Source organism: Vibrio sp. Scap24 (assembly GCF_013394185.1).
GTDB lineage: Bacteria > Pseudomonadota > Gammaproteobacteria > Enterobacterales > Vibrionaceae > Vibrio > Vibrio pomeroyi.
Genome location: NZ_CP041332.1, coordinates 1,505,936 through 1,528,156, shown reverse-complemented (window position 1 = coordinate 1,528,156; position 22,221 = coordinate 1,505,936). Strand labels below are relative to the sequence as shown.

The following is a 22,221-nucleotide window of genomic DNA, read 5'->3' as shown; positions in this document are numbered from 1 at the left end:
TGGAGTATTGAACCTCGCATCTAACCATTATTGCCTATCTAACAAACATATCAGCTAACGCTTTTTGTTCCTTAAAGGCAGCACCACAAACTTCATTATCCAATGGAGCGATAGCAAGCCACTGAATGCGAAAGCGGCCATCATCAAAGCGATGGCATTGATGGTTTTCGGGTCTTCCCTGAAAAATAACCACCATGTTCCCCAACTCAAGATCGACAGCACCATGAGTTGATTCATACAACGTTGGCAACGACCGAGTTTGTTGAAGATTTTTTCATTTTTATTGCAATGAAGACATGTCATCTTGGGCTTGATTCGCGTTATGCTTGTTGCCCTGATAATACCACGTCACAAGATATTGGATCACGGTGACATAGAGAGAGAAGATCGATGATTGAGCGCCAAGAAACCAAGCAACGCATGAGCCGTATTGTTAAACACAACGGTACTATCTACCTATGTGGCCAAGTTTGCGCTGATGCAACTAAAGACATCACTGAACAAACACAGACAATGCTAGATAAAGTAGAAGCTCTACTTGAGCAAGCAGGCAGCGACAAAGAGCACATGCTGTCAGCAACGATTTACTTGAAAGACATGAAAGATTTCCAAGAAATGAACGCAGTTTGGGATGCATGGGTGCCAGAAGGTCACGCTCCAGCTCGCGCATGTGTGACTGGCGACATGGCTCGTGAAGCGCTACTTGTTGAAATCTCTGTGATTGCTGCTGAGAAGTAATTCTCTCGCATTTAGCGATAAGTAACGACTTCAAGAGATTCTAGATACGTCGTCCCTCGGTTCTGGAATGACGGTTAAGTTTTGGTTTAACTGATGTCACTTTGGTTGGGTTTAGCTGAGACGCGTTTTGAAAAGCATCGTTATACTGGATATGACGGTATAGGAAAATTATCGTCATTCCCGAAAGCGACGAAGGAGCGTAATCGGGAATCTGTTATTTACTCGTTGCCAAAAAGCAAAAAGCAAAAAGCAAAAAGCAAAAAGGAAAGCCAATGGCTTTCCTTTTTAGTATCTAATCTATGTGTTCTGTCTCAATCCACCGAGATTAACAACCCGGACCACAATCTAGACAGTGTTTCACCATCTCCGGACCTAGGTGCAGTTTCGCATTCAGGTCACGTAGGGCAGTTCGTACACCCTCTTCGATTACTGGGTGGTAGAACGGCATGTCTAGCATTTCAGAAACTGTCATCTTTTTCTGGTGTGCCCATGCTAATAAATGAGCCAAGTGTTCTGCGTTTGGTCCCATCATTTCAGCGCCAAGGAAGCGTCCTGTACCTTGCTCGCCGTAAACGTGCAGAATACCTTTGTTGCGTAGCATCACTCGTGAACGACCTTGATTCTCGAAAGACACTTCACCCGTTGCGAAACAACCACATGTGCCTAAGCGTGTGGTGATTTCTTTGTACGTTTCGCCAACCATCGCGATTTGCGGGTCAGAGAATACTGCTGAGATTTTAGAGCGGCGTAGGCCAGCTCGAATCTCAGGGAAGCGACCAGCGTTGTCGCCTGCAATGCGTGCTTGGTCTGCTGCTTCATGTAGTAGAGGCAGTTGGTTGCTTGCATCACCCGCAATAAATACTGATGGCAATGATGTTTGTAGCGTGTAGTGATCGGCGATTGGTACACCACGTTCATCAAGCTCAAGAGAGGTATTCTCTAGGCCAAGTTTATCTGTATTAGGACGACGACCTGTTGCTGCTAATACGTACTCAACGATGTTGGTTTCTAGCTCACCTTGTTTATTGATGAACTGGATTTCGACACGTGGTTCACCCGATTCAGTGGTAATACGCTTCATGCTTTCGATTTTTACGTCGGCATCTAGGTAGAACTCTTCATTGAAGGCTTTGTCTGCGTAAGCCATGATCTCAGGGTCAGTTACTGGGCCAACTTGACCACCTAAACCGAACAGTTTGGTCTTCACACCTAAGCGGTGCAGTGACTGACCAAGCTCAAGGCCAATAACGCCAGGGCCAAATACAGCAACCGATTCTGGTAAGTCATCCCAGCTGAACACGTCATCGTTAATGATTAGGCGGTCGTCAAGTTCATTCCAAACTGCAGGGTATGCAGGACGCGAACCTGTCGCGATAACAATACGCTTAGCCGTTACAACCGTGTGGTCATCAATTTGTAGCGTGTTGTCGTCTAAGAATTTTGCGTAACCAGAGATTTTGTCTTGCTCTGGGATTTCATCAACGCCTTCTAAAACAAAACCAACAAAACGGTCACGTTCAAACTTAACTCGATCCATCACTTCACGCCCGTTAATCAAGATATCGCCTTGTGGGTGAACGCCAAAAGCCGGAGCTTTCTCGATTTGGTGTACGCTTTCTGCAGCTGCAATAAGCAGTTTAGATGGCATACAACCAACGCGAGCACAGGTAGTACCGTAAGGGCCGCCTTCAATCATCACGACACTGTCAGTGTGTGCTTTTGCAGCGCGGTAAGAACCTAGACCTGCCGTACCGCCCCCGATAACTGCTACATCTACATTGACTTGTTTCATAATAATTTTCTCGCAATGGCTGAATTTAGTTTGAACGAACCCCTCCAACTCTGGTGATTTTTTGAGAGTCAGGATAACGGGTCAGTTTTGTGATTCTGTTTTATTAGGTTTAGCTTGTGGCTCTTAGGTTAGCGAGTCACAAGCTATATTCTTTTTCCAAAGTTCACATGAGAGTGGTTTGGAATAGCTAACCCACAGAGGGTGGGTTAGCTGATATTGCTAGTTCACTTAACTTAACCTAGGAAAGCTTCTAGTTCTTCGCTGCCACCGATGTGTTTGCCACCGATGAATACTTGAGGAACTGTTGTGCGACCAGAGATTGCACGTAGGCTTACTGTTGTAGCGTCTTTACCTAGAACCACTTCTTCGTAGTTTAGACCTTTGTCGATTAGGTTCTGTTTCGCTTTCATACAGAAAGGACAGCCTGGCTTAGTGAATACTGTGATTGACTCTTGCTCTTTGTGCTCGGGAGCAAGGTAGTTAAGCATAGTATCTGCATCAGAAACCTTGAACGGGTCGCCTGGTACGTCTTCTTCGATGAACATTTTTTCTACCACGCCGTTTTTAACCAGCATGCTGTAGCGCCATGAACGTTTGCCGAAGCCGATGTCGTTTTTCTCAACTAGCATACCCATGCCGTCTGTGAAATCACCGTTACCATCTGGGATGAATGTGATGTTTTCTGCTTCTTGGTCTGCTTTCCATGCGTTCATTACGAACGTGTCGTTTACAGAAACACAAAGGATGTCATCAACGCCGTTTTCTTTGAACACTGAGTGTAGTTCGTTGTAACGAGGTAGGTGGCTTGAAGAACATGTTGGAGTAAACGCGCCTGGTAGGCTGAATACGATAACTGTCTTGTCTTTGAAAAGCTCTTCTGTCGTTACGTTAACCCATGCATCGCCTTGGCGAGTTGGGAATGTTACTTGAGGGATTGATTGACCTTCTTTAGATGCAAACATATTGATTTCCTTAAATAGTATTTTTAATTTTGTTCTATTAGAGCTTAACGTTTTTCGTTGCTCTGTTTCGTTTTGTTGAACCCATTATTAGATAAATTCTTTGATAGCTCTAATCGTTTGATGTTATGGTTTTGATAGGTAAATTCTATCAAGAGCATTTTTCTTTTAAATGTTTCTATGAAAACCCTTGTTCTTATTAAAACCTGAGGTAAGAGACTGATCATGAACATTCGTGACTTTGAATACTTGGTGGCGCTCGCAGAGCACAAACACTTCCGAAAAGCGGCAGAAGCGTGCTTTGTAAGTCAGCCCACATTGAGCGGTCAAATACGCAAACTCGAAGATGAAATTGGACTTCAGTTAACCGAGCGTAGCCCAAGGAAGGTGATATTTACAGAATCAGGGTTACAACTTGTTGAGCAAGCCAAGCGCATTCTCAACGAGGTGAAGACCTTTAAAGATATGGCGAGTGGACACGGTGAAGCGATGACCGGACCAATGCACATTGGTTTTATCCCAACCGTGGGTCCTTACATTTTGCCTAAGATTGTCCCTCACCTGAAAGAAAGCTTTCCTGAGTTAGAGCTGTACCTGCATGAAGCCCAAACTCATCAATTAGTGAGCCAATTGGAAGATGGAAAGCTGGACTGCTTGGTACTGGCTGCGGTTGATGAAACCGCGGTGTTCAAAGAGATTGATGTGTATGACGAGCCGTTAAGTGTTGCGGTGCCGTGTGACCATGAGTGGGCTCAACAAGACAGCGTCGATATGCTGCAGTTAAATGGGCAGACAGTACTTGCACTAGGTGATGGTCACTGCTTAAGAGACCAAGCCTTAGGCTTCTGTTTTGCTGCAGGGGCAAAAGATGACGAGCGCTTTAAAGCGACCAGTTTAGAAACGTTACGCAACATGGTGGCAGCTGGGGCGGGGATTACCTTGCTTCCTCAGTTATCAGTACCGAAAGAGAAGCAGAAAGACGGTGTGTGTTACGTGCCTGCGGTGAATCCAACGCCTTCACGTCGCATTGTTGTTGCTTACCGTCCGGGTTCTCCACTGAAGGGGCGTTTTGAGCAACTTGCTGAGACTATCCGAACGCAATTAGAAAAAGCGCTTTAATGTTCGAACTCAGGATCTAGACAGTTCATGTTGTCGAAATAAAAAAAGGGTTGATATGAATTCATATCAACCCTTTTTGTTGGTTCATGTTACTGGGTTCTACAAACCCTAGTTAGAACAGCTCTTCTACGGCTTCACCTGATGAGGTTGAGTAGATGTCATCATTGAAACGTTCGGTGATGTACTCGGTAGGCTCAGTGCCTTTCTCGAAGTACTCGAACATTGATGAGCTATCAAACTTGTTAGTCAGTAAGCCAGTATCACGGTCAATACGAACGCGGACGATGTTGTCCGGAATCTCTTTACGTTGAGCCGGAACGCCTGCGAGTGCTGTACCCATGAAATCAACCCATGCCGGTTCTGCTGTTTTCGCGCCAGCTTCTGCACCAGTAATCTGGTTCTTACCAAGGTTAGAGTTCGCTTTAGTGCGACCTAGGTTGCGGTTGTGGTTATCAAAGCCAACCCATACCGTTGCAACCATGCCAGGGCCGTAACCGCTGTACCAAGTATCTTTCGAGTCGTTGGTCGTACCGGTCTTGCCACCAATGTCACGGCGCTTCAATGGTTGAGCACGCCAGCCTGTACCATTCCAACCCGTACCTTGGCTCCAGTCACCGCCACCCCAGATGTTGCTGTACATCATTTCACGAACAAGGAATGCGTTCTGCTCAGAGATAACTTGAGGTGCGTACTGCACTTCAGCGTCAACGTCTTGCTCTGCAAACTCATCCGCCATTGGATCGGCAGTAATAGTCTCTTTGCAATCTTCTTTACACACCACTTTCGGTGTCGCTTCAAACTCAGTTTCACCAAATGGTGTCTCAACGCGGCTAATGTAGAAAGGTTCAACGTAGTAACCGCCATTTGCGAATACTGAGTAACCTTGCGCTACTTTCATTGGTGTTAAGCTGCCTGCACCCAGAGCAATAGTCTCAGAACGAGGCACTTCATCAATATCAAAGCCGAAACGAGTTAGGTAGTTACGAGTATCATCCAAACCAACTTCACGCAGTACACGTACCGCCATTACGTTTTTCGATTGAGCTAAGCCAATACGTAAACGAGTAGGGCCAACGTAGGTTGGTGGTGAGTTCTTTGGTCGCCATGCTGTACCTTGGCTCTTATCCCATTGGTTAATCGGTGCATCATTGATCAGTGAAGCCAGTGTTAAGCCTTTCTCAATCGCTGCTGAATAGATAAATGGTTTGATACCAGAACCTACCTGACGAATAGATTGCGTCGCACGGTTGAACTTGTTGTGTACGAAGTTAAAGCCACCGACCATCGACAATACTGCGCCGTTGTTCGGGTTCATTGCCACAAACGCAGTGTTTGCATTTGGCACTTGGCTTAGACGCCAAACAACAGGTGTTTCCGATTCTGCTGTCGCTGACTCTTCTGTCGGCTCTTCAGAGACTTCGTCGCCTGTTACGGCTTCATGGCGAACCCAAACTTGCTCACCAACAGCAAGAATCTCTTTTGCTTGCGAAGGAGCAGGGCCTTGACGGTCGTCTGTTAGGAACTTACGTGCCCAGTTCATGCCTTGCCATTCAATTGTGCCTTCGCCTTGGTTTTTAACCCAAACCTGAGCGCTTTTCGAATCAACAGCAGTTACAACCGCAGGGACTAGGTCACCATAGGTTGGTTGAGACTTAAGGTGTTTAACGATCTTTTCATGATCCCAAGCTGACTGCTCGGTTTGCCACAGTACTTTTTCAGCACCACGGTAGCCGTGACGCTCATCGTAGCCAAGCAGGTTCTTAATCGCGGCTTGGTTCGCTGCTTTCTGTAGTTTTGAATCAACGGTCGTGTAGACCTTCATGCCTGATGTATAAGCGGCTTCGCCATAGCGTTCCACCATCCAAGCACGTGCAACTTCTGCAACATACGGTGCGCTGAGTTCAATCTCTGCACCGTGGTACTTCGAGATAAGCTCTTCACTGCGAGCTTCATCAAACTCTGCTTGAGTGATGTATTTCTCGTCCAGCATACGACGTAATACAACGTTACGACGGTTAGTCGCACGCTCAACAGAGTAAATAGGGTTCATTGTCGATGGTGCTTTTGGCATACCTGCAAGTGTAGCTAACTCACTCAGGGTTAGATCTGGAAGATCTTTACCGAAGTAAACACGCGCTGCTGCGCCGAAACCATATGAACGGTGACCAAGGAAGATCTTGTTTACGTACAGCTCCATGATCTCTTCTTTGCTAAGCAGTTGCTCAATGTGGATCGCAATGAAGATCTCTTTAATCTTACGCATGATCTTTTTCTCATTAGATAAGAAGAAGTTACGCGCAAGCTGCTGAGTAATGGTACTCGCACCTTGTTTTGCAGAACCCGACATAGCAACTACGATCGCTGCACGAGTAATACCGATTGGGTCAATACCTGGGTGTTCGTAGAAACGGCTATCTTCGGTAGCAATCAAAGCCTCAACTAAGTGGCGAGGAATCTCGTCATAAGTGACTGGATTACGACGCTTTTCACCAAATTGAGAGATCAACTTACCGTCTTGACTGAAGACTTGCATCGGCGTTTGGAGTTCTACGTCGCGCAAAGTGGCAACATCAGGCAACTCTGGTTTTACGTAATAATAAAACCCGAAAATTGTACTGACTCCAAGAATCATGCAAATCAATGTAAATATGAATAATCGCTTTATGAACTTCACCGGATAATCCCTGATTAGTTAAGGCTGATAAGCAGCAAACCCTTGTACTCTAGGCTAAAAACTTAGCTTTCGTTTATTAACGCTTATTTAACTAATAATCACAACCCCTAGATAATCAACGAAATGCTTGGCACTTCAGGAGCTAGGTCACATGGGTTCATCATTAATTACAGGTATAGATATAAATCATCACAGCATTAAAGCCGTGGTACTAAAACCCGTGGGGGAGTTGTATGCCCTAGTGGGATACAAAGAGCTGCCGATTTCGGACGACATTTTTACAACTAACCATACTTTGGAGTATCAGAAAACTGTTAAGAAACTCAAAGAACTTAGGAAAGGACTGCCTTTTGGCTGTCGCAACGTCGCCATTTCGGTACCTGATAACACAGTGATCAGCAAAGTACTGCAAATAGAGAGTGAGTTAGAAGACAGAGAAAAAGAGTTTTCGATCTATCAAACCTTCGCTCACCAGTCGCCCTTTCCTATCGAGGAGCTGAGTTTAGATTTTGTAAAGCTGGAAGACAAACGATTTGGCAAAGGATCGACAAGCAGTTATCAGGTGTATGCCACTCGCAAGGAAGTGGTCGATAGTCGATCAGATACGCTAACTAAAGCAGGTTTTAAACCTGTGGTCGTGGATACGCAGGCGCATGGGCTACTCAATATCTGGCAATTGGCCTCACGCTTGTATCCCGATAAGAAGAACTGGTTGCTGGTGGATGTTGGAATCGACCAAACCTCGCTAGGGGTTATCCCGCAGAGTTCAGCGCCTTTCTATAAAGATATCGCCTTTGGTACGCAAGATCTTCGTAGCTCGGATAACCCGAGTGATATAGAAGGCATATTCGGCACGGCTGAAGATACCCATCGATTTATTGTCAATTTGATCGAAAAGCTCAAGCGTCAGTTGCAGCTCTATTCTTCAGTCAATGCACTTCAGCCTATTTCAGGGATCTGGCTAATGGGCGAGGGTGCGAGCATCCCAATGGTCACTGAAGAGCTAGAGCGCCATTTTCAGCTGAGCTGTGAGTTGCTCAACCCTCTGTCTCTGTTTGAGAACAAGGTGGCGAAGCGACGTCGACTGCCCATGGACTGGCAACACTTTGGCATTGCCGCGGGTATGGCGATGAGTGGACTCAAGTGGCAGGGAGAAAAGCATGTTGCATCAAATTAACCTGCTGCCTTGGCGCGATGAGATTCGTGCTCAGCACAAAAAGCGTTTTGTTCATCTAGTCATTCTCGGTGTCATCATTGCGCTTGGTGGGCAATGGGCGGTCGGTAACTACTTTCACGACCAGCAAGCCAAGCAGCAAGAGCGCCTCAACTATCTCAATCAATACATCGCTGAGCTCGACCGACAGATTCAGTCACTGAAAGTCGCCGAGCAAGAGCACAAAGCCATTCTCACTCGACTGGACGTGGTGGAGTCTTTGCAGCTTGGCCGCAATAAAACCACCGACTTCATGAACCTGATGCCGGAGCTTATCCCTGAGGGCGTATATGTCGACAAGATAAAGATGAATGGTCAAGAGATTGAAATGTCGGGCATCAGCGACAGTACGGCTCGACTCGCCACTATGTTGGACAACCTAGAACGATCTGATTCTCTGGAAGGGGTTGAGATGCACTCTATCGTTCATAACCGCAAGCGCTTCAATAAAGAGTTCCAGACCTTCAAGGTCTCTTTTGTGTTCAGTCCAGTGTTACTAGAGGGCACGACCGCACATAGAAAAGGCAAGGGGGCTAACAATGGGTAGCTTTCAAAGCATGATGAGTCTGCAAGAGCTTGATATAGATGAGATCACCGAGTGGCCGTTGTTGCCACAGCTCTTGGTCATTCTGGTGTTGATGATATTAATCCAAGGTGTCGGCACTTGGCTTTATGTGTTGCCACTCGACGATGAACTGCAACAGATGAAGCAACAAGAACAAACCTTAAAGACGACCTTGCGAATAAAGGCCAACAAGGTTGCGGCCTTACCTAAGTTGCAGAGCCAGTTGGATGAGCTAACCAGTCGCTACGATTATCTGTTGGAGCAGCTACCTGTTCAAAAAGAGCTGGCCAGTATGTTGGCGTCTGTGAATGAACTCGGCTTGGATAACTCGCTGACCTTCACTCGAATCGATTGGGGGCAAAAGCAGAACAAGGAGTTCCTCTATCGTTTACCGCTCAATATCGAACTGACGGGTGACTACCATGAGATTGGCGACTTCTCTGCCGCCATCGCCAAGCTGCCGCGCATCATCAGCTTTGATGATGTGAATTGGCAACGAGTCAGCCAAGAAAGCAGCACGCTGCACTTTAGGGTTCGAGCTTATACCTACCAGTTTAAATCGGAGGTCAATGATGAAACCCAATAGCGCGTTTTACTCAATCGTGTTGCTGCTTGCGTTGTCAGGCTGCAAAGCCAATCAAGACTCACTCGAAGACTTTGTTGTGCAGGTTGAAGCCAAGGCGAGAAAAGACGTCGAGCAACTTGTCCCTGCGACTGAGTTCTTAGCTGCGACTTATCAGCGCCGAGCCTTTCGTCCTCCCTTTGAACTCCCTAAAGAAGCCATTGTGCAAAACCAGCCTTTGGTTAAGAAAAACTGCTGGCAACCTAGCGCTCGCTCTCGTAACGGAAAGTTAGAGAAGTACCCGCTGAGTAAGCTTCGTTTAAGAGGCGTGATGGGCAGTGGGTCAAGTGTGTTTGGGTTAGTGCAAACACCGAAAGGCAACGTGGTAAACGTCAAGAAAGGCCAGTTTATCGGCCTAAACAATGGCCGAGTTACTAAGGTGACGAGCCAGTACGTTCAGATTAATGAAACTCTTCCAGATGGCTTAGGTTGTTGGCATAAGCGCAACGTTAGGCTGGCTCTGAAGTAAACCAATGTCACATGATGTGGATATGAGATGTAAATATGAATAAAGGAATAAGTGGATTAGTGAGCAAGGCTCTACAAGGTTTTGCTGTGTCTGTGATGTTGGTTTTTAGCGTGCTCAGCCACGCAGAGAGCTTGCCTAATAAATTAGAGAATATTGATTTTAGGGTTAATAAGGATAAAGACGCCGTCATCATTATTGAACTGGCCACCAGTACCGCGGTGGTCGATGTTCAGCGTGCTCAGGAAGGCTTGAGTATAGAGTTACTTAATACTCAGGTTGATGACGATAAACTCTACCTTCTGGATGTGAAAGATTTCGCTACCTTAGTTGAAGGGATTGAAGTCTACAAAGAGACACCGAGCACTCGGCTTCTCGCGACCATCAATAATGACTACCAGTATGAATACAACCTAAAAGGCCGCTTCATTGAGGTGGTGATCAGCAAGCCGGTTATCGATGAAACGACAACTGAGAAAAGCATCTTAGAGAAAGAGGGCAAGCTGATCTCAATTAACTTCCAAGACATCCCAGTACGAAACGTCCTTCAGTTGATCGCTGACTACAACGACTTCAACCTTGTTGTGTCTGATTCGGTCGCGGGTAGCCTGACTTTACGTTTAGATGGCGTACCTTGGCAGCAAGTTCTCGACATTATCTTGCAAGTTAAAGGCTTGGATAAGCGCGTGGATGGCAATGTCATCTTGGTTGCACCGAAAGCTGAGTTGGATCTTCGAGAGCAGCAAGCGCTTGAGAAATCTCGTTTAGAAGAAGAACTAGGCGAGCTCAAATCGGAAATCATCAAAATCAATTTTGCTAAAGCCACCGACATCGCTGACATGATTGGTGGTGAGGGTGCGGTGAGTATGTTGTCTGATCGTGGTTCGATTACCATTGATGAGCGCACTAATTCTTTGTTGATTCGTGAGTTGGAAGAGAATATTGCCGTGATACGAGGCATCATTGAATCTCTGGATATTCCGGTGAAGCAGGTACAGATAGAGGCGCGTATCGTAACCGTCACCGAGGGTAACCTTGATGAACTTGGCGTGCGCTGGGGTGTATCCTCGACCAACGGAAGCTTCACCGTTGGTGGCTCAATAGAAGGTAATCATCCATCACAAATCACGCCGTATGACGATGATGGTGGCAACAGTGTGATTGATGACTACCTCAACGTTAATTTGGGGGCGACATCGCCGAATGCATCGAGTATTGCCTTTCAGGTCGCCAAGCTTGGTTCGGATACGCTGCTCGACCTTGAGCTGTCGGCACTGCAACAAGAGTCGAAAGCTGAGATTATTTCTAGCCCACGCTTAATCACCACCAATAAAAAGCCCGCTTACATTGAGCAAGGTACTGAAATTCCTTACTTAGAGTCCTCTTCAAGTGGTGCTACATCGGTCGCATTTAAGAAAGCGGTATTGAGTCTGAAAGTGACGCCGCAGATAACGCCCGACAATCGCTTGGTGTTGGATTTGAGTGTGACTCAAGATAGGCCCGGCCAAGTGGTAAAAACCGGAACTGGGGAAGCGGTCGCGATAGACACCCAAAGAATAGGTACGCAAGTGCTTGTTAATAATGGTGAAACGGTCGTTCTTGGTGGGATATTTCAACACAGCGTGAGTAGCACAGTCGATAAAGTTCCTGTGTTAGGAGACCTACCTTTGTTAGGTGCATTGTTCCGTCGCAGCTACGAAAATGTGGGCAAAAGTGAACTGCTTATTTTTGTCACGCCTAAAGTTGTGATTCAGTAATGAACAATTAGATTAAAAATAAAGTTGCATTAGTGGCACCTAACCTTGATAATTTCGGGTCTTATCACGAATTATCTGTGAGGAATCGGTGCCACGGGCCTTTTAATTTCAGTACTTGTACTGACCTACCTTGTGGCGATGTCATTGAATTAACGTTGTAAATTACTGCTAAAAACATGGCTGAGAAACGCAATATTTTTCTTGTTGGCCCAATGGGCGCCGGCAAAAGTACAATTGGTAGACACCTAGCTTCCCAACTTCATATGGAGTTTTTAGACTCTGACACTGTGATCGAAGAGCGCACTGGCGCAGACATCGCATGGGTTTTTGATGTTGAGGGCGAAGATGGTTTCCGTAAGCGCGAAGAATCTGTAATCAACGATCTGACAGAAGAACAAGGTATTGTTCTTGCGACAGGCGGTGGTTCAGTGCTGAGCAAAGAAAACCGTAACCGTCTATCTGCACGAGGCATTGTTGTATACCTAGAGACAACAATTGAAAAGCAACTTGCTCGCACTAACCGCGACAAGAAACGCCCTCTACTTCAAACAGACAACCCGCGTGATGTGCTAGAAGATCTAGCTGTATCTCGCAACGCACTATACGAAGAAGTGGCGGACTACACAGTTCGTACTGACGACCAAAGTGCAAAAGTGGTAGCCAACCAGATCGTAAAAATGCTAGAAGAACGTTAAGTTCATTTTTTCGGAGAGCAAACCCATGGAACGGATTACGGTCAATCTAGCTGAGCGTAGCTACCCAATCTCTATTGGCGCCGGGTTATTTGAAGACCCGGCGTACCTTTCTTTTTTATCAGGCAAACAGAAAGTTGTTGTTATCAGTAATGTGACAGTAGCGCCTCTTTATGCTGATAAAATTTTATCGCTATTGGATCAAGTCGGCTGTCAAACTTCTCTTTTAGAGTTGCCAGACGGTGAACAGTACAAAACTCTTGAAACGTTCAATTCAGTGATGGGCTACATGCTTGAAGGAAATTACAGCCGCGATGTGGTGGTGATTGCTTTAGGTGGTGGTGTTATCGGTGACTTGGTCGGTTTTGCTGCTTCTTGTTACCAGCGCGGTATTGATTTCATTCAAATCCCAACGACACTTCTTTCTCAAGTGGACTCTTCTGTAGGTGGTAAAACCGCAGTAAACCATCCCCTTGGCAAGAATATGATCGGCGCTTTTTACCAACCGAAATCCGTCATCATCGATACTAACTGTTTATCAACGCTTCCAGAGCGTGAGTTTGCAGCGGGTATTGCTGAGGTGATCAAATACGGCATCATTTACGATGAAGCCTTCTTTGATTGGTTGGAACAGAATCTAGAGAAACTTTATCAACTTGATGAAGAGGCACTGATTACCGCGATTGCTCGTTGTTGTGCAATTAAGGCAGAAGTGGTGGCTCTAGATGAAAAAGAGTCAGGAATCAGAGCGTTATTGAACCTAGGTCATACATTTGGTCATGCGATCGAAGCAGAACTAGGCTATGGTAATTGGCTACATGGTGAAGCTGTGTCGTCAGGCACTGTAATGGCAGCGAAAACGGCGCAATTACAGGGACTGATCTCTCAGCAGCAACTTGAGCGAATTATTTCTATACTCAAGAATGCGAAACTGCCAATCCATACGCCAGAAAGCATGTCTTTTGAAGACTTTATGAAGCACATGATGCGTGATAAAAAAGTGCTGTCTGGTCAGTTACGTTTGGTATTGCCAACAAGTATTGGTACTGCTGAAGTGGTCGCTGATGTGCCTCAAGACATCATTAAACAAGCGATCGATTTCTGCCGTACTCTTTAAATTTGGTTGTGAGGTTGCCTAGTTAAACTCTAGGCAACTGAAGCGTTTTACTGATCGATCTTATCAGTAGGGATCCCCAATGAGTTTGGCTCATGAATTAAGAGTATTAGAGTTAGAATCTCAAGTTGAGCTGCTAGAGCGCTTACAGCTTTTGACTAACTTTGGCTCAAACCTAGTCACGGTTGCTGGTAAAACTGGCTCTGGCCGCTCTTGGTTAGCGCAGCGTTATCTTGAAGCGTGGTCGACAGAAAAAAATCAGTGCTTACTGCTTTGTCACCCAAGCCAAGACGATCAACAACGCCGCGCGCTTATTCTTAGCCAAATTGTTTCTGATCCACTCTTTAATCAGCATGACTCTTTATCTGACAGCCTCACTCGGTTGCTGGATGGGGATTCGTGTAATGTGGTTATCGTTGTTGATGATGCCCACCGACTCTCTGAGCTATTGGTATCCGAATTATGGATGTTGGTACTGGAAGCTCAATCAAACCCTCAATGGACGATCAATATCGTTCTCTTCTCGGATACGGGTCACTTAGACACGCTATTAACACGTCTGAGTTACGGCCAACCACACAAGCCTATCGACCTTGAAATCGATGACCTTTCGCAACCAGAAGCTGAACATTTCTTTGAATCACTGGTGATTCGATATGTTGATGATGAGTCTGAAACTCGCGTGCGACGTGCGTTTAATAAAGCGCAACCTCTGCCCGGCGAGTTAATGGCTTTAGGAGAATTGAAAGTGGAAAAAAGGATTATTATTCGCTCAATCATTGGCTCACCAATCAATATCGCGATTGTGGTGGCCTTGTTGCTGTTGTTGATTGGTGGTGGTTATTGGTGGATGTTCAGTCAACCAACACCAGACGATAAAGCGCAGTCGCTTATCGCACCGATTGAACAGACGGCTATTCCAACCTTTGAAGTGGAAAGCGGCACTGAACAAACTGGCGTCGATGGATCTGTTGATTCTGAAGCTGAAACCGACATGAGTTACCAAGGTGCGGATGATGATAGTTCGTCTTTGCCGCCGACTGTCGTTGAAGATACCGCGAGTGTTGGAGAAGTCGAGCAAGATCAGCAACGCGTTGTGATCACCTCTGATGTGGTTGATGCTCTGCTTGATGATAAGCCTGAGAGTGCCGATACCAGCGCGATTGACGCGGCTGTTGAGGAAAACACAGGGGCAGCGGTTAGCGCGCAACCTGATTCTGCACAAGCCGAACCACAACCAACAGTCGATGAAGAATCAGAGCTAACTGATTCAACGCCACCGACCAAAAAGATTACTTTCTCATTTGCTCGTGAAGAGTTACAAGCTATCTCGCCGCGCGCGTATACCTTGCAGTTGAGTGCGATGACCTCATTGGAGGATGTACAATCTTTCATTGAAGAGTATGACCTTGAGAACAAGGTTCGTATCTACCCAACACTTCGTAACGACACCAAGTGGTTTATCATCACTTATCAAGATTACCCAACGATTCAAGTGGCGAGAGACGCGGTAAGTGCGTTATCAAAACCCCTTCAACAGTTGGAACCTTGGGCAAAATCGATGAATCAAGTACATCGAGAGATAGAACGTGCGAAATAACCCTGAGCTTAGCCTCAAAATATGTTACATTCCGCAGCCTTATTTTTGAGTTGATAGATAGAGCAGTAAATGAAAAAGCAGCGTGCCTTTCTAAAATGGGCTGGTGGTAAATATGGCCTAGTTGAAGACATCCAACGTCACCTGCCACCTGCTCGTAAATTGGTAGAACCGTTTGTCGGTGCCGGCTCAGTATTTTTGAATACTGATTTTGAACAGTACCTGCTTGCAGACATCAATCCCGATCTTATCAACCTGTATAATCTACTTAAAACCGATCCTGAAACTTATATCACGGAAGCGAAGCGCTGGTTCTGCCCTGAGAACAATCGCAAAGAAGCCTTTCTAGATATTCGTGCTCAGTTTAACGATACCGACAACGTCATGTATCGTTCGCTTGCCTTCTTGTATATGAACCGTTTTGGCTTCAATGGTCTGTGTCGATACAACAAGAAGGGCGGTTTTAACGTTCCGTTTGGTTCTTACAAAAAACCTTACTTCCCAGAAGCAGAGCTGGAGTTTTTTGCTGAGAAAGCGAAAAAGGCCACCTTCGTCTGTGAGGGATACCATGAAACCTTTAGCCGTGCTCGCAAAGGCTGCGTGGTTTACTGTGATCCTCCGTACGCACCGCTATCGAATACCGCTAACTTTACCTCTTACGCAGGTAATGGCTTCAGTTTAGATGATCAGGCAGCCTTGGCTGATGTCGCTGAAAAAGCCGCAATGGAACGTGGTATTCCTGTTTTGATTTCAAACCACGATACGACACTAACGCGTCGTTTATATCATGGTGCGGAACTGAACGTGGTGAAGGTGAAGCGCACCATCAGTCGTAACGGCGCTGGGCGTAATAAAGTTGATGAGTTACTGGCGCTTTTCCATAAAGAGAAAAACCAGCAACACGTATCAGCGGAATAATACTGGTTAGAATCGCCTCCAAACTCATTAAATTGAGTGACCAACGGATACTTTCTTAAACTAATCTTTCGAACTGCTAGGATCTGCTTAGGTGCTTAGGTAGAATTGCACACCAAATAGTCTTGGGCTTGAGTCTTGTATTTGTGTATGAGAGCTCACCAAGACGGTGACATTCGCAATTTACTCACTCTTAAGAGGTTTGGTATGAAAGATTTTCTAATCGCTCCATCGATTTTGTCTGCAGATTTTGCTCGTCTTGGTGAAGACGTAGAAAAAGTACTCGCAGCTGGTGCTGATGTTGTGCACTTCGATGTGATGGACAACCACTACGTACCTAACCTGACTTTTGGCGCTCCTATCTGTAAAGCGCTGCGCGACTACGGTATTACTGCTCCTATCGACGTTCACCTAATGGTTAAGCCAGTCGATAGCATTGTGCCTGAGTTTGCGAAAGCGGGCGCATCAATGATTACCTTCCACGTTGAAGCATCAGAACACATCGACCGTACTCTACAGCTAATCAAAGAACACGGCTGTAAAGCGGGCGTGGTTCTTAATCCAGCAACGCCTCTGTCTTGCCTAGATTACATCATGGACAAAGTAGACATGATTCTACTGATGTCGGTGAACCCTGGCTTCGGCGGTCAATCTTTCATTCCTCACACGCTAGATAAGCTACGTGCAGTTCGTAAGCTAATTGATGAGTCAGGCCGTGACATTCGCCTAGAGATTGATGGCGGCGTGAAGGTTGATAACATCCGTGAAATCGCAGAAGCGGGCGCGGATATGTTCGTTGCAGGTTCAGCTATCTTCAATCAACCAGATTACAAAGAAGTGATTGATGAGATGCGTGCAGAGCTTGCAAAAGTTAACGCATAAAAGTAGAACTAGGGTCAGTTGACCTAAAATCAAAAATTTAGATAAAGGGGCTCATTGGCCCCTTTTTTACGTCTTATTGCTCAACACATAAGACGAAAATAATTAATAGGAAAGTAAGATGTCATTAAGCTCAATAAAACTGATCGCCTTTGATTTGGATGGAACCTTGTTAGACAGCGTGCCTGATTTGGCTGTCGCCGCTGACCAAGCTTGTCAGGAGCTGGGTTTCCCTTCAGTGAGTGAAGAACAAGTTCGCGACTATGTGGGCAATGGCGCTGACGTGCTTATCGGGCGTTCACTCAGCCGCAACCTAACTGTTGACTCAAGCCTAGAGCCTGAACTGCTTAAGAAAGCGCGCATCTTGTTTGATGATTTTTACGAACAGGGCGGCCACAAGCTGAGCCATCTTTACCCATCAGTAAAAGAGACGCTGGCTGAGCTACATAAAGCGGGTTTCACTATGGCGCTAGTGACCAACAAGCCATCGAAGTTTGTACCCGACGTTCTGGCGCAACACGGTATCGATAAGTACTTTGTTGATGTTTTAGGCGGCGACTCTTTCCCAGAGAAAAAACCGAACCCAGTCGCGCTGAACTGGTTGCTAGAAAAGCACAACGTGAAAGCGGAAGAGATGCTGATGGTTGGTGATTCAAGCAACGACATCAAAGCGGCGAAGAATGCGGGTTGTCACTCGTTTGGTCTGACTTACGGCTACAACCACGGTGAGCCAATTTCAGCATCAAACCCTGACTATGTGGCGGATAACGTTGCTCAATTACTAGATGTCGTTCTAGTTTCAGCATAAAGCGTACAAAAGTTAGCTAACCCACTAGCAAAATACTTATCAATGAGTACACTGGATGAGCCGCGCAGAAAGAGCTGTGCGGCTTTCTATATTTAAGTTAAGAAGCTAAGTGTTCAATAAACTTAGCGAATAAGCAAAGGAATTAAAACCATGAGCAAGCCCATCGTATTGAGTGGTGTTCAACCATCTGGTGAACTAAGTATCGGTAACTACTTGGGTGCTCTACGTCAATGGCAACAGATGCAAGATGATTACGATTGCCAATACTGTGTTGTAGACCTTCACGCAATTACGGTTCGCCAAGATCCGAAAGCACTGCATGAAGCGACTCTAGACGCACTAGCAATCTGTCTTGCTGTCGGTGTTGATCCAAAGAAGAGCACGCTATTTGTTCAGTCACACGTACCAGAGCATGCTCAACTTGGTTGGCTTCTTAACTGTTACACACAAATGGGTGAACTGAGCCGTATGACTCAGTTTAAAGATAAGTCTGCACGTCACTCAAACGACGTAAATGTAGGCCTATACGACTACCCAGTGTTGATGGCTGCAGACATCCTACTTTACGGCGCTCACCAAGTGCCAGTAGGTAGCGACCAGAAACAACACCTAGAGCTAGCGCGTGATATCGCAACTCGTTTCAACAACATCTACGGTCCTGAAACGCCAATCTTCCAAGTGCCAGAACCTTACATTCCAACAGTGAATGCACGTGTAATGAGCCTGCAAGATGCGACTAAGAAGATGTCTAAGTCGGATGACAACCGTAAGAACGTGATTACTCTGCTAGAAGAGCCTAAGTCGATCATCAAGAAGATCAACAAAGCGCAAACCGATGCAGAAACGCCACCACGCATTGCTCACGATTGGGAAAACAAAGCGGGTATCTCTAACCTGATGGGTCTTTACTCAGCAGCGACAGGTAAAACGTTTGAAGAGATCGAAGCGCAATACCAAGGCGTTGAGATGTACGGTCCATTCAAGAAAGATGTAGGCGCAGCATTGGTTGAGATGCTTGAGCCGATTCAAGCGGAATACCACCGTATCCGTGCTGACCGTGCTTACATGGACGCAGTAATGAAAGCGGGTGCTGAAAAAGCGTCTGAGCGTGCTGCAGTAACACTGAAAAAAGCATACGAAGCAGTAGGTTTTGTTACTCGCCCATAGGGTGAACTAAAACAACTCGCTTGATAATTTGAGCCCAAAGTAGCTTCTGTTTACTTTGGGCTTTTTAATGCCCATTCCATTTGCCTTCCTCGAAAACCCCTTGTTTGAATTGATAATTTACGCAGTATCTGGCTAGCATATCTATCATGTTAATGCTGTGCCGATGATCTTATTCATCACTTCTAGACTTTATAAATTCATACTCATTTCTATATATGTTGGAAATATATAACGTGCCAAACAATTGATGATTCCAAAGTGATAAGTTCCTCATTTTCTTGCCAACTGACTTATTCCTTTCATAAATAAACCTGATAGTTACCACAAAATACATGACTGCCCATAGATGGCAGTGACTATAAATCAATGAACTCAGGTGAAACGGATGGCTCTTTTACACAAACCTTCATTGCTAGCAGTGGCAATTGGTAGCTTGTTAACCACAAGCGCACACGCTGATTTGTTTATTTCACAATATGTGGAAGGCGGCAGCTACAACAAAGCGGTTGAGATCGCCAATAACGGCGATAGCAGCATTAACTTAGATGGTTACTCACTGGCTAAGTCAGCCAATGGCAACGGATCATGGGGCGCCACTTTACCTTTAGACGGCCACGTTTTAGCGCCCGGTGAGGTGCTTGTTGTTGCTCATACTAGTGCCAGTGATGAGATTAAGGCAGTCGCTGACATTCTCAATGCTTCATTGGCTAATCATAATGGCGACGATCCACTGGCGATCCTAAATTCAGACTCAAGCGTGCTGGATATGATTGGTGTGATGGGCGATGTGGACTGGGGCAAAGACGTCACCTTAGTTCGTGCTGAGCAAACACCATCGGCGACGTTTGACGCTTCACAGTGGGTATCACTACCAAAAGACAGCATTGAAGGACTAGGTTCACTAGACAGTGTTGAGTTGCCAGAAGCCTTCGCTTGTACGCTAGATGGCTCTGACCCAGTATTCACAACCATTCAAGAAATCCAAGGTGAGGTCGCGACATCGCCGTTCATCGATGGCTACCCGTACATCACAGATGATGAGTATTTCGTAAAAGGAGTGGTAAGCGCGGTCACTACCGGCCTAACTAAAGGTTTCTACCTGCAAGCTCTTGAGGATGATTTCAACCCAAGCACTTCTGAAGGTCTATTTGTTCATACCAATCAATCTAGCTCTGAATTAGCTGCAGGCGATGTGGTGTGTGTGAAAGGCAAGGTTCAAGAATACTACAGCCACACTCAGCTTAAAGTTGAAAACAACCAATGGTTAAAACAGGGCGAACAACAAGCACCTGAAGCGACGGCGATTGAAGCGCTAGACAGTGATGAGAACTTCGCTGCAACGCTTGAACGCTACGAAGGCATGTTGGTGAAAACAACCGAAGCGCTTGATATGCGTGTGACGCGTACCTTTGGTTATGACTACGCAGGTCGTCGCAACAACATGGTATTGGCGCATGAGCGTATCAACATGCAACCGAACCAGCTTTTCGCCGCAGGTTCTGATGAAGCGAAACAGCAAACAGAAGACAACGCTGATCGTCGTCTTTTCGTAGAAACGGATCAAAAAGCGGGTGATGGCCAAGTTCCTTTCTACCCAGATTTTGGCCGTACCGACATCGATCAAGATGGTTCGACCGAAGACTACATCCGTATCGATGACACCATTGTCGGCCTAGAAGGTGTGTTGACATACAGCTACGGTGAATACCGTTTAATTGCGACTAACCAGATCTCGGCTGAAAACTTCGTTCGTAACGACCCACGTACTGACAAACCAGATATGGATGAAGGTGATCTGCGTATCGCGACTTTCAATGTACTGAATTACTTCAACTCTCCATTTGGCGGTGATGCGAACCAGCACGGCAACAACCGTGGCGCAAACACCATCACTGAGTTTGAAATGCAGCAAGAGAAGATTGTGAACGCGATTCTTCGTCTAGACGCTGACATCATTGGTTTGATGGAAATTGAGAACAACGGCTTTGGTGAAGGTTCTGCCATTCAACAGCTTGTGAATCAGTTGAATGATCGCATTGAGCGTAAGAAAGACCGTTATACGTTTGTCGCAGTTGATTCAAATGAAGATGGCGTAACCGACGAGATGGACTCGATTGGTACCGACGTAATTACAACAGGTGTTATCTACCGCAAGAAGGTAGTGAAGCTTAAAGACAGCCGCGTTATCGCGATGCCAAGTCAACAAGCCCCAGAGGTGTTAGACGATTCAGGTAAGGTGATTGAAGATGGTAAGAATTACCAACGTGACTCATTGGCACCAACCTTTAAAGTTAAAGGCACCAAAGAGAAACTGACTGTAGCAATTAACCACTTTAAATCGAAAGGCTCTAAGTGTTGGGAAGATGCAGCACCGGTAGAGCAGGGCGGTCAAGGTGGTGTTGATGCCGATAAGCAAGGTTCATGTGAGAACTTCCGCGTAGCTGCGGCGGTTGCACTGGGTGAAGCGCTCGATGGCATCAAAGGGCATAAAGTCATTCTTGGTGATATGAACTCGTACGGCATGGAAGATCCAATGTTGGTGCTAACGGATTACTCTGAAGAGAAATACGGGAAGCAAATCAAAGCGGCTCGTAATACTTACATTGATGGTGTTGAGCAGTTTGGTGATGACGGTGCGGTGATTACTAAGAACTACGGCTACATTAATGCTGTCGCTCAAAAACACCCAGACAGCTGGAGCTACTCGTACAATGACGAAGTGGGTGCACTGGATCACCTGTTGATCAGCGACAGCCTGAAAGACATGGTGGTGGATGCAACTGACTGGCACATTAACGGTGGCGAGTCGACGTTATTTGACTATAACGAAGAGTACAAAGGCGATCTGCCTAAGTACCAAGATCACTTCCGTTCATCGGATCATGATCCTGCGGTTCTTGAGCTAAGAGTCGGCGGTTCATTCGGCTTGGGTGCATTGATGTCATTGTTTGGCCTAGCAATGTGGCGTCGTCGCAAGTAGCTAAACTATAAGTAGATTAGCAAGCCATACAAGCAAGCCAATTCAGATAACTGAAGGCTACCTGTAAACAATTAAGGTCAACCTAGGTTGGCCTTAATTATTGGCGAAATGCAGTTTCCACTTGCCTTTCGCTATGGGTATTGCACAATACCGCCCCTATATAT

Annotated in this window: 20 protein-coding genes; 15 read left to right on the top strand and 5 right to left on the bottom strand. The window is 46.0% G+C overall.

The genetic code is table 11. The features are described 5' to 3' along the window. Positions 1–54: 54 nt before the first annotated feature. Complete coding sequence (locus FLM53_RS06650; RefSeq protein WP_176680535.1) at positions 55–303, bottom strand: DUF3624 domain-containing protein; 249 nt, start codon at positions 301–303, stop codon at positions 55–57. A gap of 87 nt (positions 304–390) precedes the next feature. On the opposite strand from FLM53_RS06650, the gene FLM53_RS06645 reads away from it, so the two are divergent. Next, complete coding sequence (locus FLM53_RS06645) at positions 391–738, top strand: RidA family protein (protein WP_004729674.1); 348 nt, start codon at positions 391–393, stop codon at positions 736–738. Between the two features lie 325 nt (positions 739–1,063). Here the strand turns inward: FLM53_RS06645 and FLM53_RS06640 are convergent, their stop codons facing one another. From FLM53_RS06640 to FLM53_RS23975, 3 genes are all read right to left on the bottom strand, one after another. After that, a complete protein-coding gene (locus FLM53_RS06640; protein WP_176680534.1) occupies positions 1,064–2,530 on the bottom strand; it encodes a dihydrolipoyl dehydrogenase in 1,467 nt (488 codons plus the stop codon). 233 nt (positions 2,531–2,763) lie between these two features. Further along, entirely contained in the window at positions 2,764–3,492 is a 729-nt protein-coding gene (locus FLM53_RS06635) for a glutathione peroxidase (RefSeq protein WP_048659171.1), read from the bottom strand. 44 nt (positions 3,493–3,536) lie between these two features. Then, positions 3,537–3,716, bottom strand: a complete 180-nt coding sequence (locus tag FLM53_RS23975) for a hypothetical protein (protein WP_256099342.1) — start codon at positions 3,714–3,716, stop codon at positions 3,537–3,539. On the opposite strand from FLM53_RS23975, the gene oxyR reads away from it, so the two are divergent. Then, complete coding sequence (gene oxyR / locus FLM53_RS06630; RefSeq protein WP_176680533.1) at positions 3,715–4,608, top strand: DNA-binding transcriptional regulator OxyR; 894 nt, start codon at positions 3,715–3,717, stop codon at positions 4,606–4,608. The genes FLM53_RS23975 and oxyR overlap by 2 nt on opposite strands. Positions 4,609–4,720: 112 nt before the next feature. Here the strand turns inward: oxyR and FLM53_RS06625 are convergent, their stop codons facing one another. Then, positions 4,721–7,282 (bottom strand): penicillin-binding protein 1A, encoded by a 2,562-nt coding sequence (locus FLM53_RS06625; RefSeq protein ID WP_176680532.1) that lies wholly within the window; start codon positions 7,280–7,282, stop codon positions 4,721–4,723. A gap of 151 nt (positions 7,283–7,433) precedes the next feature. Here FLM53_RS06625 and pilM point away from each other — a divergent pair, with 151 nt between their 5' ends. From pilM to FLM53_RS06560, 13 genes are all read left to right on the top strand, one after another. Further along, positions 7,434–8,459, top strand: coding sequence for a type IV pilus assembly protein PilM (gene pilM / locus FLM53_RS06620; RefSeq protein ID WP_176680531.1), 1,026 nt, complete (start codon positions 7,434–7,436; stop codon positions 8,457–8,459). Further along, a complete protein-coding gene (locus FLM53_RS06615) occupies positions 8,443–9,042 on the top strand; it encodes a PilN domain-containing protein (protein WP_176680530.1) in 600 nt (199 codons plus the stop codon). The genes pilM and FLM53_RS06615 overlap by 17 nt, the downstream gene beginning before the upstream one ends. Beyond that, the gene (locus tag FLM53_RS06610) at positions 9,035–9,646 is read left to right on the top strand and encodes a type 4a pilus biogenesis protein PilO (RefSeq protein ID WP_176680529.1); all 612 of its coding nucleotides are present in this window, start codon (positions 9,035–9,037) and stop codon (positions 9,644–9,646) included. The genes FLM53_RS06615 and FLM53_RS06610 overlap by 8 nt, the downstream gene beginning before the upstream one ends. Beyond that, positions 9,633–10,151 (top strand): pilus assembly protein PilP, encoded by a 519-nt coding sequence (locus FLM53_RS06605; protein WP_176680930.1) that lies wholly within the window; start codon positions 9,633–9,635, stop codon positions 10,149–10,151. The genes FLM53_RS06610 and FLM53_RS06605 overlap by 14 nt, the downstream gene beginning before the upstream one ends. Positions 10,152–10,186: 35 nt before the next feature. Then, complete coding sequence (locus FLM53_RS06600; RefSeq protein ID WP_176680528.1) at positions 10,187–11,905, top strand: type IV pilus secretin PilQ; 1,719 nt, start codon at positions 10,187–10,189, stop codon at positions 11,903–11,905. A 176-nt stretch (positions 11,906–12,081) separates the two neighbouring features. Next, positions 12,082–12,600 (top strand): shikimate kinase AroK, encoded by a 519-nt coding sequence (gene aroK / locus FLM53_RS06595; RefSeq protein ID WP_009848907.1) that lies wholly within the window; start codon positions 12,082–12,084, stop codon positions 12,598–12,600. Between the two features lie 25 nt (positions 12,601–12,625). Then, positions 12,626–13,714, top strand: a complete 1,089-nt coding sequence (gene aroB, locus FLM53_RS06590; protein WP_176680527.1) for a 3-dehydroquinate synthase — start codon at positions 12,626–12,628, stop codon at positions 13,712–13,714. Between the two features lie 79 nt (positions 13,715–13,793). Beyond that, positions 13,794–15,311 carry an AAA family ATPase gene (locus FLM53_RS06585; RefSeq protein ID WP_176680526.1) on the top strand — a complete coding sequence of 506 codons (1,518 nt, stop codon included), beginning with the start codon at positions 13,794–13,796 and terminating at the stop codon, positions 15,309–15,311. A 69-nt stretch (positions 15,312–15,380) separates the two neighbouring features. Next, positions 15,381–16,226, top strand: a complete 846-nt coding sequence (locus FLM53_RS06580; protein WP_017632098.1) for a Dam family site-specific DNA-(adenine-N6)-methyltransferase — start codon at positions 15,381–15,383, stop codon at positions 16,224–16,226. A gap of 204 nt (positions 16,227–16,430) precedes the next feature. Then, complete coding sequence (gene rpe / locus FLM53_RS06575; protein ID WP_017068835.1) at positions 16,431–17,105, top strand: ribulose-phosphate 3-epimerase; 675 nt, start codon at positions 16,431–16,433, stop codon at positions 17,103–17,105. 118 nt (positions 17,106–17,223) lie between these two features. Continuing rightward, a complete protein-coding gene (locus FLM53_RS06570) occupies positions 17,224–17,910 on the top strand; it encodes a phosphoglycolate phosphatase (protein WP_176680525.1) in 687 nt (228 codons plus the stop codon). Between the two features lie 150 nt (positions 17,911–18,060). Further along, positions 18,061–19,077: a tryptophan--tRNA ligase gene (gene trpS / locus FLM53_RS06565; protein WP_016796005.1), complete on the top strand. Its 1,017-nt coding sequence runs from the start codon at positions 18,061–18,063 to the stop codon at positions 19,075–19,077. A gap of 385 nt (positions 19,078–19,462) precedes the next feature. After that, positions 19,463–22,057, top strand: a complete 2,595-nt coding sequence (locus FLM53_RS06560; RefSeq protein ID WP_176680524.1) for an ExeM/NucH family extracellular endonuclease — start codon at positions 19,463–19,465, stop codon at positions 22,055–22,057. Positions 22,058–22,221: the final 164 nt, after the last annotated feature.